Annotated in this window: 8 protein-coding genes and 1 pseudogene; 7 read left to right on the top strand and 2 right to left on the bottom strand. The window is 31.6% G+C overall.

The window, feature by feature from the left end; all coding sequences use genetic code 11:
- Positions 1–14: 14 nt before the first annotated feature.
- Genes CAMP18497_RS03540 through CAMP18497_RS03515 form a run of 6 tightly spaced genes read left to right on the top strand, consistent with a single transcriptional unit; the run spans position 15 to position 9,014 of the window.
- Positions 15–1,460 (top strand): aldehyde dehydrogenase family protein, encoded by a 1,446-nt coding sequence (locus tag CAMP18497_RS03540; RefSeq protein ID WP_337212486.1) that lies wholly within the window; start codon positions 15–17, stop codon positions 1,458–1,460.
- Positions 1,461–1,486: 26 nt separating this feature from the next.
- Positions 1,487–2,479 carry a membrane dipeptidase gene (locus CAMP18497_RS03535; protein ID WP_337212485.1) on the top strand — a complete coding sequence of 331 codons (993 nt, stop codon included), beginning with the start codon at positions 1,487–1,489 and terminating at the stop codon, positions 2,477–2,479.
- 9 nt (positions 2,480–2,488) lie between these two features.
- Complete coding sequence (locus CAMP18497_RS03530; RefSeq protein WP_337212484.1) at positions 2,489–4,015, top strand: BCCT family transporter; 1,527 nt, start codon at positions 2,489–2,491, stop codon at positions 4,013–4,015.
- Positions 4,016–4,033: 18 nt separating this feature from the next.
- Complete coding sequence (locus tag CAMP18497_RS03525; protein WP_337212483.1) at positions 4,034–6,433, top strand: DUF3726 domain-containing protein; 2,400 nt, start codon at positions 4,034–4,036, stop codon at positions 6,431–6,433.
- 55 nt (positions 6,434–6,488) lie between these two features.
- Entirely contained in the window at positions 6,489–7,133 is a 645-nt protein-coding gene (locus tag CAMP18497_RS03520) for a thiol:disulfide interchange protein DsbA/DsbL (RefSeq protein WP_337212482.1), read from the top strand.
- Positions 7,134–7,160: 27 nt separating this feature from the next.
- Positions 7,161–9,014, top strand: coding sequence for an aryl-sulfate sulfotransferase (locus CAMP18497_RS03515; RefSeq protein WP_337212481.1), 1,854 nt, complete (start codon positions 7,161–7,163; stop codon positions 9,012–9,014).
- 31 nt (positions 9,015–9,045) lie between these two features.
- On the opposite strand, the gene CAMP18497_RS03510 is transcribed toward CAMP18497_RS03515, so the two are convergent.
- Both CAMP18497_RS03510 and CAMP18497_RS03505 read right to left on the bottom strand, forming a co-directional pair.
- Positions 9,046–10,440 carry an anaerobic C4-dicarboxylate transporter gene (locus tag CAMP18497_RS03510; protein WP_337212480.1) on the bottom strand — a complete coding sequence of 465 codons (1,395 nt, stop codon included), beginning with the start codon at positions 10,438–10,440 and terminating at the stop codon, positions 9,046–9,048.
- A gap of 131 nt (positions 10,441–10,571) precedes the next feature.
- On the bottom strand, positions 10,572–11,840 hold the full coding sequence (locus CAMP18497_RS03505; protein WP_337212479.1) for a M20/M25/M40 family metallo-hydrolase: 1,269 nt from the start codon (positions 11,838–11,840) through the stop codon (positions 10,572–10,574).
- Positions 11,841–11,893: 53 nt separating this feature from the next.
- On the opposite strand from CAMP18497_RS03505, the pseudogene CAMP18497_RS03500 reads away from it, so the two are divergent.
- Positions 11,894–12,417: pseudogene (locus CAMP18497_RS03500) on the top strand (thermonuclease family protein).
- The last annotated feature ends 6 nt before the right edge of the window (positions 12,418–12,423 follow it).

The following is a 12,423-nucleotide window of genomic DNA, read 5'->3' as shown; positions in this document are numbered from 1 at the left end:
ATAAAGGAGATAAAATGTTAGATTGTACTAAGGGTTTATATATTAATGGTCAATGGGTAGAGGGTGCTAATACTATAAAAAATATTAATCCATCTGATATTGATAATGATCTAGGGGATGTAGCACAGGCTGATAAAAAACAAGTAGAGCTAGCTATTGATGCTGCCAAAGAGGCTCAAATTTCTTGGGAAAAAACTCCTTTAGAAGAAAAGGCAAATTTGCTTTATAAAATCGGTGAATCTTTAATGAATAGAAGCGATGAGATTGGAAAAATTATATCCCTAGAAGAAGGAAAAACAAAAATAGAAGGAAAAGGAGAAGCGTTTAGATCGGGTCAATTTTTTCAATATTATGCAGCTGAAGTATTAAGGCAAATTGGGGAAAATGCAGCATCTGTAAGAAGTGGTGTTGATGTTGAGATTACAAGAGAGGCTGTTGGTGTTGTTGGTATTATTTCTCCTTGGAATTTCCCTATCGCAACAGCTTCTTGGAAAATAGCTCCTGCTCTTTGTTTTGGTAATAGTATAGTATGGAAACCAGCTAATACCACTCCAGCTTCTGCTGTAGCTTTGGCTGAGATTATTCATGAGCATGGATTGCCAAGTGGTGTATTTAATTTAGTTTTAGGTAGTGGTGGAGAAGTTGGTGAGACTATTATCAATTCTAGAAATATCAACGCACTTTCTTTTACTGGATCTGTTGATGTTGGTAGAAAAATAGCACGTGCTACGGCTGCAAATTTTGTTAAATGTCAATTAGAAATGGGTAGTAAAAATGCCTTAGTTATTATGGATGATGCAGATCTTGATCTTGCTGTTGAGTGTGCTATTGCAGGAGCTTTTTCGGGTACTGGACAAAAATGCACAGCAAGTTCTCGTTTGATTGTTATGGAAAGTATTCACGATGCTTTTGTTGAGAAAATGGTTTCTAGAATGAAAACATTAAAGGTTGGCCATTGCTTAGATGATGGAATTTTTATGGGACCAGTAGCCGATAATAAACAATTTGAATCTAATTTCAAGTGGGTTCAAAGAGCTAAAGATCTTGGAGCGGAATTGGTATTTGGCGGTGAAAAATTATCACTTGATAAAAATGGTTACTATATGTCTCCTACTTTATTTATTAATACTAAAAATGATTGGGATGTTAATCAGGAAGAAATTTTTGCTCCATTAGCATGTGTGATTAAAGCAAAAGATTTACAAGAAGCTGTTGCGCTTAATAATGGTACTCGTTTTGGATTGACTTCAGGGATTGTAACATCGAGTTTAAAAAATGCAAACATATTTAAAAAAGAAGCAAAAAGTGGTTGTGTTATGATTAATCTTCCTACAGCTGGAACAGATTATCATGTACCTTTTGGAGGCAGAAAAGAATCTAGCTTTGGTCCAAGAGAGCAAGGTTCTTATGCGAAGGAATTTTACACAGTTGTAAAAACAACTTATGTAAAAGCTTATTAAATGTTGTTTACAAAAAGGAGGTGGTTATGTTTGGGAAAGATATCATTATAGATGGTTTGCAATATTGCAAATGGGATAAAGAATATTTTAAATTTTTAAAATCAAGCGGTGTTAGTGCTGTGCATGTTACTTTAGTATATCATGAAAATGCTAGAGAAACACTCACTAGATTTTCCCAATGGCATAGATTTTTTGAAGAATTTGATGAATATATATTGCCTGTTTTTTCAAGCGAAGATATTTTAAAAGCAAAAGCTCAAAATAAGGTAGGGATTTTTTTTGGAGCACAAAATTGTTCTTTGATTGATGATGAAATAGGATTAATATCTGTTATGAGACAGCTTGGTTTATTAATTATGCAGCTAACTTATAATAATCAAAGCTTATTGGCTACTGGTTGTTATGAAAAAAACGATAGTGGCATTACTCGCTTTGGTAAACAAGCGATTGAAGAAATGAATAGGGTTGGTATGATTGTTGATATGTCTCATAGTAGTGATAGATCAACATTGGAAGCTATTGACATATCGTCTCGCCCTATATGTATATCTCATGCTAATCCTAAATTTGCGCATAATGGATTGCGAAATAAAAGTGATGAGGTGATAAAAGCTTTAGCCAAGAGAAAAGGTTTGATAGGTTTGTCTTTATATCCTTTTCATTTGCCAAATGGAAGTGATTGTACATTGGATGATTTTTGTAAAATGAGTGCTGATTTGGCAGATATGATAGGGGTTGATCATATAGGTATAGGAAGTGATTTATGCTTAAATCAACCATTAGATGTATTAGAATGGATGCGCAATGGTAGATGGTCTAAGATAAAAGATTATGGCGAAGGCAGTGCTACTAATTCCACATGGCCTAAAAATGTGTCTTGGTTTGATGATTCTAGTGGCTTACATAATATTTATAAAGGATTGATTAATTATGGGTTTTCTGAGAATGATGTAAAAAAAATAATGGGTCTTAATTGGTTTCATTTTTTACAAGATGGCTTGAAAGCTCAAACTTGTTAAGGAGTTAAAATGTTAAACAATACTCCTAAAAATAACACTCGTATTGATAAGTTGACTTTAATTTGTAGTAGTGGATTTTTGATGATATTTGTTGTAATAGCTTTAATTGATTCAAAATTACTCAGTATGATTGTTGAGTTTGGTTTTAATGTCTCAGCAAAATACTTTGGTGCTTATTGGCAAATTTTATTACTTTTGACTTTTATTATTGGAATCGGGCTTAGTTGGGGAAGAACAGGCGGCGTAGTTTTGGGTAATATTAAAAATCCTGAAATGAGTACATTTCAATGGATATCTATTATTATGTGTACTTTACTTGCAGGCGGAGGTGTTTTTTGGGCTGCTGGAGAGCCTATAGCTCATTTTGTTTCTCCATCTCCTGTATTTGGAAATACTAGTAATATTTTTCAAAAAATCACAGAAGCTCTAGCGCAATCTTACATGCATTGGAGTTTTTTATCTTGGGCTGTTTCTGGAACTATTACCACAATAGTGCTAATGTATTTACACTATGAAAAAGGCCTTCCTTTAAGACCTAGAACTATTCTTTATCCTATTTTTGGTGATAAAGTTATACACGGATGGATTGGTTCTTTAATAGATGCTTTTTGTATTGTGGCTGTTGCTGCTGGTACTATAGGACCTATAGGATTTTTAGGTTTACAAATTTCTTATGCACTAAATATGATTTTTCAAATACCAGATAATATAATCACTCAAATGAGTATTATTATTTTGGCTATTTTAGTTTATACTATATCTTCGCTTAGGGGTTTAGCAAAAGGCATTCAAATTCTTAGTAAATGGAATGTTATTTTAGCTGTAGGTTTGATGTTTTTTATTTTTATTTTTGGTCCTACAAAATTTATTTTGGATGTTTATGTTCAAGGTGTTGGAACTTTGATACAAAATTTTATACCTATGGCTACTTATAGAGAAGATACTGTTTGGCTTGCATCTTGGACTTTGTTTTTTTGGGGGTGGTTTTTAGGATATGGTCCAGTATTGGCTATCTTTATTGCTAGAATTTCAAGAGGTAGGACTTTAAGAGAGCTTATTATAGCTGTAAGTATTTGCGCGCCAATTATTACAATGTTTTGGTTTACTATTGTTGGTGGAACAGGATTGTATTTTGAAATAGAAAATCCAGGCAGCATAAGCTCTGCTTTTAAAGGTTTTAATATACCTGCTGCGTTAATAGCAATAACACAGTCGTTGCCATTGTCAACATTTATTTCAGCATTATTTTTGATATTAGCAGCTATTTTTATTATTACAACTGGTGATTCTATGACTTACACTATGAGTGTTATTGTTAGTGGGAACACTGAACCTAGTAAGCTTCTTAGAGCTTTTTGGGGAATTTTAATGGGGGTATTGGCAATTATTTTAATATCTATTGGACAGGGAGGAATTTCGGCTTTACAATCATTTATAGTAATTACTGCTGTGCCTGTTTCGTTTATATTATTACCAACCTTATGGAACTCTATACAGATTGCAATTAAAATGGCAGATGAGCAAAATTTACGTTAATACAAAAAAGGAGACAAAATGAAAAATGATATGAAATTAAGAAGTCCACAAGAAGTCATGTCTTTAGAAAGACTAGGCTCTATGCACTCATCTAGACTTAGTTTTACTAGAACTTTGATGAGGAAAATTGCTCAAGAAAAATGGGTATTAAAAAATATTTTATGGGACTTAGATGATAAAGGATTTGGTGATGTAATATATCAAGTTAGAACACCTCATGGAATATATCATCTTGTTATATTTGCTAATTATATAAAAGATGAAGAAAGAAATGATAGAGTTATAGCAAATAAGTGGGATGTTACTTTTACTTTTGTAAATGGAGAGATTGATAGTGGATTATTGACTGTTTTAAAAGAAAATGTTCCACTGCAAGAAGCTGGTAGAAATTTTAACAATGCTTTTGTTTTAGCAAGGGCCAATAAAAGTGTAAGAATTTTTGAATATATTGTTAATTCTTTAGCTAATGGAAAACAACCTGATTTAGATGAACTAGCTAAAGTTGGTTATATATTAAGAACCACAGCTGTATATGGAAGTGGAAAATTTGGAATTTCTGATTTTGATAATCTGCAAAAAAATGGAGATTTTTCTCAGTCATTTTCTGCTGAAATGTGCGCTGTTTATGTTGTAAGGCAATTTAGTTTAGATTGGGTAAATTATATAGCCAAACAGCGTGGTGGAGATAAAGCTGTAGAACTTGATAGAGATATTCAAAGATATTTAGGCGTGGGAAATGCTACTGGACTTGGTATGGCTCCTTATTTGATTAAACACCCAAAAGTTGTTGATAATTGGCTTTATCAAAGAGAATTAGCTTTGTCAAAAGTTATGCAACAAAAGCTTGATATGAGTAAGGCTAAAGAATTGATTGATTATTTAAAAAGAGCAAGTTTACATCTTAAGGAAATAACAACAATAGATTCAAGGCAAGATAATTTAAACAAAATAGCTTCAAGTGAGCTTTCTTATATAGTAAAAGAAATAAAAACAAAAATAAATGCTTCTATGGTTATTGAGGAATTTGTAGAATATACAAAAAAATATTCTTTGGAAGCACAAGAAATCGTACTTTCGTGTTTATTAGAACTGTATCCTGAATTAGTTGATATACACGATAAAATGATGACAATCGATGAAACTCCATTAGAACTTACTGGTGTTAAAATTTCTGAAATTAAAAATGTAATAGAGAAAAAATATGATTGGGCTTTAGGTATTAATTTTGAAAATCCTGAAAATAATTATTGGTTTTGGTATATATCTGAAGAAAAAGAAGAGCCTAGGCTTGGAGTAAGAGGTATTGATAATGGAGATGAACTAGAACAACCTTTAGATATTGCTAGGCAAGTGGTTAAATTTTACAATGCTTTAAAAAATCAGGATGATTATTTACATATAAGTAAATTTTTATTAGAAAACCCTTGTTTTACATCTATAGCTAGAAGAGTTTGGACTATGGGAAATTGTGTAATGGGTGATATAAGAGCTAATGTTTTAGCAAAAGACTTTTTGCCTATGCATCTTTTAAGAGCTAAATTGTCTATGTTTGGTGCAACAAAGTATGATCCAAGATCAGATAGATGGGTTCAAGTGACATTGTTTCAGAATGCACCTTTAATGGATGAAATTCATGCTAATGAGTGGATGTTTCCATTATTGCCAAAAAATAAGCATAGTGTTTGTGATTTATCTAGTAATAATGTTTATGTTTCTAAAAACGAACTCAAAGCTGCTTGTATTAAAGCTTATAATGGATTAAAATTAAATCTTGGGGAAGCTGATTTAATTGCATCTATGGTTATTGACATGCAAATGGCTGGATTAAATGGATTATCAAATTTTCTTAAAGCTGCACCTTATTTAAAAAGCGACAATTTAGATATAACACTAAATATTACAAACGAGTATTTAAGTGTTGATCTTAATAATCATAGCATATTGTGTCATATTCAAATTATTATTGCGTATGCACTCGATTTTCTAAATCAATATAATTCTTTAAATATAAAAATTTCAAAATGTTATAATAGATATTTTGTGTATTCTCAGTTAAAAAGATTGTCAAATAAAAATTTATATGTTAAAGCTTATTGGTATGACATAAAACAATCTCAGTATGTGGAATACTTTATAAAAAATAATGAAGATTTTCCAGATGTTTTAATGAAAAATATACCTTGTGATTTAGATGAAAGAGCACTTTATATTGAAATTTCTAAAAATCCTTTAATCAGAAATGATGAGAATGTAAGTATTTCTCATGATATTATTGAAAAAAATTACGAAGAGAGTGTTCAAAAAGGCATCTTGCTACAAAAGAAAGAATGGGAGGAACTGTTGAAATATACAAAAGGAATTATGGTTCAATCTAGTGAGCAATCAAGAAAAGATGCTGGAGGTGTGGTTGAATCCTGATGTTTATGATATTGCAATATAATTATATTGCAATATCATGATATAGGAGTTAAAATTGAATTTAAAAAATATTTTTTTGATTGTTTGTTGTACGCTCAGTTTTGCTATAAATGCAAATGCGTTAAGTGAGGGTAAAGAGTATATTACTTTAAAAACACCTATCCCAAATGCACAAAATTCTCTAATAGAGGTATTTTCTTATCGTTGCATTCATTGTTACACCCATCATCAATTTCACACTTTAGCAAAGGTTAAAGAGGTTTTGCCAAATTTAAAATATGATCTTTTTTCGGTAAGTTCTATGAGTGAGTATGGTGGTGCTTTAAATGAGATGTTTGCTTTAGCTTCTTTTAAAGAAAAATCCTTAGGTTTAGATGTTGCTAGTGAAAAAAGTCTTACTTATAAGCTTGCTGATGTGTATTTTATAAGTCATTTTGAGCAAAAGTTAAATTTAAATAATCTTGATTTGTTTTATAAAATAGGTTTAAATGCTATTGGTGCTAGCAAAGAAGAATTGCAAAAATTTTTACAAACTAAAGAAGCCAAAGAGCTTTTAGCTGCTTATGATGTGGCTAATGAAATTTCAAGAAATTATGGCACACCTGCTTTTGTGGTAAATGGTAAATATCAAATCAATCCTGAATATATCACTTCTTTGGAAGAACTAATCCGTATAGTTAAAGAACTTTCTGCTAAGTGACATGTATCCGCTAAAAAAGGAAAAAATATGAAATTTAAAAAAATCATTAGCGTTAGCTTGCTTGCAAGCATGGCTTTATTACCTAATGTTGCTTTTGGTATAGGTGGGATGAGTGGTGCTAAAGTGGATTATCAAGTGCAAGGACAAATTGGAGCTATAAAGCTTAATCCTTATGGTTTATCTCCGCTTAGCGCTGTAATTATGGATGGAGGGTATAAACTAAGCGATGTAAGCGTAACTATAGTTCCAAAACCAAATGGGCAAACTATATCTTATAAGGTTAGCCCTAGTAAAATCAAAACTTATGGGGGAATTCCTGTTTTTGGACTTTATCCATCGTATTTTAATACAGTAAAAGTAAGTTATGCTAAAAGTGCTTTTGGAAAAAGTGAAAAAATAATAGATGAGGTATATAAAATAGCAACTAGTGGGGTAAATATAGAGCCAAGTGGAAGTCTTATGCAAAGAGGTGTGCCTTTTGAAAAAGTGGAAGTGATTAAAGTAGATAAAGAATTTGAAGATAGATTGTATCTAGTAAATAATACTCCAGGAAAATACAGCGCAAAAAGCTCTCAAGCTATATGGAATAACCCAAGTGGTGGTGCTTTAGAATGGGATGAGGCTTCTAATGTCTTTATTGTCGATACAAAGGGTGAAATTCGTTGGTATTTAGATAATGATAAACTAATGGATAAAAACAATATTTATAATCGTGGCATTATGATGGGCTTTAGACAAAACTCAGATGGAGCGTTAAGCTTTGGGTTTGGTCAAAGATATGTAAAATATGATTTAATGGGTAGAGAAATTTTTAACCGCCTTTTACCTTCTTCTTATATAGATTTTTCTCATTCTATGAGCCAAATGCCAAATGGTAATTATCTTTTAAGAGTGGCCTTGGCTAATGTTAAGCGTCCTGATGGTAAAAATGTGCGTTCGGTGCGTGATGTGATAATAGAAGTTGATAAAAATGGCAATGTAGCAGATGAGTGGAGGCTTTTTGAAATTTTAGATCCATATAGAGCTAATATTATCAAAGTTTTAGATCAAGGTGCTGTTTGTTTAAATGTAGATGTTTCAAAAGCGGGTAAAACTTTAAGCAATGAAGAATTAGCCAAAATGGATACAAGTGAAATTTTTGGGGATATAGCAGGCACTGGAGTAGGGCGTAACTGGACTCATGTAAATAGTGTAGATTATGATCCAAGTGATGATAGCATTATCATTTCAAGTCGTCATCAAAGCGCTATTATAAAAATCGGACGTGATAAAAAAGTAAAATGGATACTAGGAGCACATAAGGGCTGGGGAGAAAAGTATAAAAAAGCACTTTTACAACCTATTGATAAAAATGGCAAAAATATAATTTGTGAAGATGATTATAGTAAATGTCCTGGTTATAAAAACAAGGAAGGTGGCTTTGATTTTACATGGACACAGCATACTGCCTTTAGAATAGATGAAAAATCTAATAAAAGATATATTTACATTACAGCTTTTGATAATGGCGATGCAAGAGCTATAACACAACCTGCTTTTGCTTCGATGAAATATTCAAGAGCGGTTGCATATAAAATAGATCAAAAAAATAAAACCGTAGAGCAAATTTGGGAATACGGAAAGCAAAGAGGTAATGAATGGTTTTCACCTATTACTTCTTTAACTGAGTATTATAAAGATAAAAATTCTATTATGGTTTATAGCGCTAGTGCTGGCATGGCTTTTGATTTAAGCAAGGGTGTTGCTATAGGAGAACCAAAACCTGAAATAGATGAGTTTAAATGGGGGGGGGCTAAAGAACCTTCGGTGCAAATTCGTTTTAGTGGAGCAAGTACTGGTTATCAGGTTATGCCTATTGATTTAGAAAAAGCATTTAAATAAAAAAAAGGGCTTTTTTAAAGCCCTTTAGTTTTTATAAATATCCTGCACCTAAAGCTAAGAAATAACCTACTATACAAGAAACAATAACACCAATTAAACCTGGTAAGATAAAGCTGTGATTGATAACAAATTTACCTATTTTTGTAGTACCTGATCTGTCAAATTGTATAGTTGCAAGATCACTTGGATAGGTTGGTAAAATATAATATCCATAGCAAGCTGCTGCAAAAGCAATGATAATACCTGGTTCAACACCAATACCTAATGCAAGTGGTACAAATGCTGCAATCGCTGCTGCTTGAGAATTAACAAATTTAGAAATTAATAAAAGCATAACTGCATAAGTCCAAGGGTGTTCTATAACGATATTTCCTAAAGATTCTTTCATCATAGGAGTATGTACTGCAAACATAGTATCTGCCATCCAAGAAATTCCAAAAACAGCTACTAAAGCTATCATACCTGATTTAAAAATCTCATTTTTTGCAATTTTACTTGCATCAAGCTTAGTAAAGATGATGAGTGCTGCACCTGCTAAAAGCATAAACATTTGAATGGTTGCAACCATATTCATAGGTTTAGTAACGCCTTTTGAGGTAAATTGTGGTCTAAGCTCTGGGAAGGCTCCAAGTATAGCCACTATTGCAATAGCACCTAAGAAAATCCACATAGCTACCCATTGAATAGTTGGAAGTTTTTGCCCAAGAAGAGTTTTGCTATCGCCATAGATATATTCTCTTTGCTCTGGATCTTTAATTCTAGCTTGAAAGTCTGCATCTTTATCAAGATCTTTTCCTCTAAACCAAGAAAAAATTCCTATAGCTAAAACACCCACTAAAGTAGAAGGTATAGTAATAGCAAGTAAATCTACATAGCCATCAAATCCCGCTAAAGGATGTTTATTGATTTCTGGATTTAAAAGTAATGCGGTTAAACTTACAACAGCAACTGAAACAGGACTTGCTATAATACCAAGTTGAGAAGAAATGCTAGAAGCAGCCATTGGTCTTTCTGGGCGTATGCCATTTTTAATAGCAATATCATAAATAATAGGCATCATAGTATAAACAACATGTCCGGTTCCACAAAGCATGGTCAGAAAGCAAGTTACAAAAGGAGCTAAGATGGTTAAAAATTTAGGATTTTTTCTTAAAACTCTTTCTGCTACTTGCAACATTACATCCAAACCACCACTAGCTTGTAAAGTTGCACTAGCAACAACAACAGCTAATATGGTAAGCATAACATCGATTGAAGGTTTTCCAGGTGCTACAGCAAAACCAAAACTTAAAACTAATAAACCTATACCGCCTAATAAACCTAGAGCGATACCACCTTTTTTTGCCCCATAGAAAAGACAAATGAGAACTACGGCTAGTTGGATACTAAATTGAGTGCCTTCGCTAAGGCTAGTTAGCATTTCCATACTCTCTCCTTGTTTTTAAAATATGCGAGAGTATAGTGTAAGTTTTATTAATAGTAAATAAAATTTTTTTCTTATTTAAATAAATATTTACCAATATTTTGAATTTGTTTGTCAAAATATTGGTTTTTTGCTTATTGGTAATTTTTTAAGACAGCAAAAAGAATTTTGCTGATTTTTTCAATAGAAGCTATTTCACATTTTTCATCTGTTGAGTGAGGGCTATGGATATTTGGCCCTATGGAGCAACATTCTAGCGGTTGTTTTTCACTGATAATACCACATTCTAAACCAGCATGTATAGTGTAAAGTTTGGCATTTGGATTTTCTTTTTTAAAATAGCTTAGAATTTCTTCTCCAAAATTAGTATCTTTATTAGCCCAAGGTGGATAAAAATTCGCACTTAAAACTTCACAATTTTGCATTTTAAAATAAGTTAAGGTTTCAAATTCTATAGTTTTAAGCTCTTGTAAATCATTTGATCTTGCAAAAAGTTCAAAATGAAATTTGCCTTCTTTTTCATAAGCTAATGAAAGATTGATACTTGTTTGGACTAAATTTAATTGATGATTAAAAGTTCTAACACCTTGTGCAAAAGCATTGATAAGATTTAAAATGATTTGAGAATTTTTATAATATGTTCTTTTGATTTTACCTAGATAATTTACTTTAAAATGATTATTTTCTTTTGGAGGATTTTTAAAAAATGCTATGATTTTAGCATGTTTTGGTATGGAGTTGATCCTCTCACCTGCACTAAATTCACAAAGCTCGCCTTGGTTTTGAGTGATAAAATAACTTGCTTCTTTAATAGATGATTTAATATTTTTTACTATATCAATCCCTGAATGCCCACCTTTAAAATCAATTGCCTCTATTTCATAGCATTCACCTTCTTTTTCGCCTATTTCTAAGTTTAAGCTAGCAAAAATATCCACACCGCCAGCACAACCTATAACAACTTCATCATCACTCTCGTGATCTAAATTTAACAGCTTGTTTGAAATCAAAATATGGGTAAGATTATTTGCTCCACAAAGGCCAACTTCCTCATCATTAGTAAAAAGACATTCGATATTTTCAAATTCTTTTAAAGCTTGCATCATTAATGACACACCTATACCATTATCTGCACCCAAACTTGAGTTTTTAGCTTTTAAATATCCATTTTCTTCATACATTTGTATATTTGGAGCTTCTCCCATGCAAACCATATCATAATGACTTTGTAAGCAAATTTTAGGGTTTCCTTTATATGCATGGATATTACCTGCTTTATCAACACTTACTTGGCAGTTTTGACTTTTAGCAAAGTCAATGAGAAAATTTTTTAATTCTTCAGTATGGAAACTACAATGAGGTATTTGAGTAATTTGTTTAAAATTTTGTATAATTTCTTGCATAAAATCTCCTTTTTATTGTAATTATGGCATATTTTTATATAGATGAGGTTTAAATGAAAATTTCTAAAAAGCAAATTAAATTATTGATAACTTTATTAAAAGATCCAAAGAAATTTTTAATTGTACTTTTTTTGTTTGCTTTTGCTTATATTTTAAATTATGATAGCGGCTCGTATATTAATGCTAAAATAAGTCGCGTGATAGATGGGGATACTATTGAGGCTAAATTTGAAGATGAAAAGCTTAAAATCAGACTTTTTGGTATAGACGCGCCTGAGAGTGATCAAGCTTATGGAAAGATGGCTACGCAATTTTTAAAAGCTATTGTATTAAATAAAGAAGTTGTTTTGAATGTAAAAGATGAGGATAAATATGGTAGAATTTTAGCCATTGTATATTAAATGATAAAGATATCAATCAAGTTATGGTTAAAAATGGCTTTGCTTGGGCTTATGAACATTATAGTGATTTATATGTAAATGAGCAAAATTATGCCAAAGAAAACAAAAAAGGTTTATGGGTTGATGAAAATCCTATAGAGCCTTACAAATGGCGTAAACAAATAAGATTAAAATAGGAAAAG

Source organism: Campylobacter sp. W0066.1, assembly GCF_024723635.1.
Taxonomy (GTDB): Bacteria; Campylobacterota; Campylobacteria; order Campylobacterales; family Campylobacteraceae; genus Campylobacter_D; species Campylobacter_D lari_C.
This window is presented reverse-complemented; position numbering and strand designations above follow the sequence as displayed.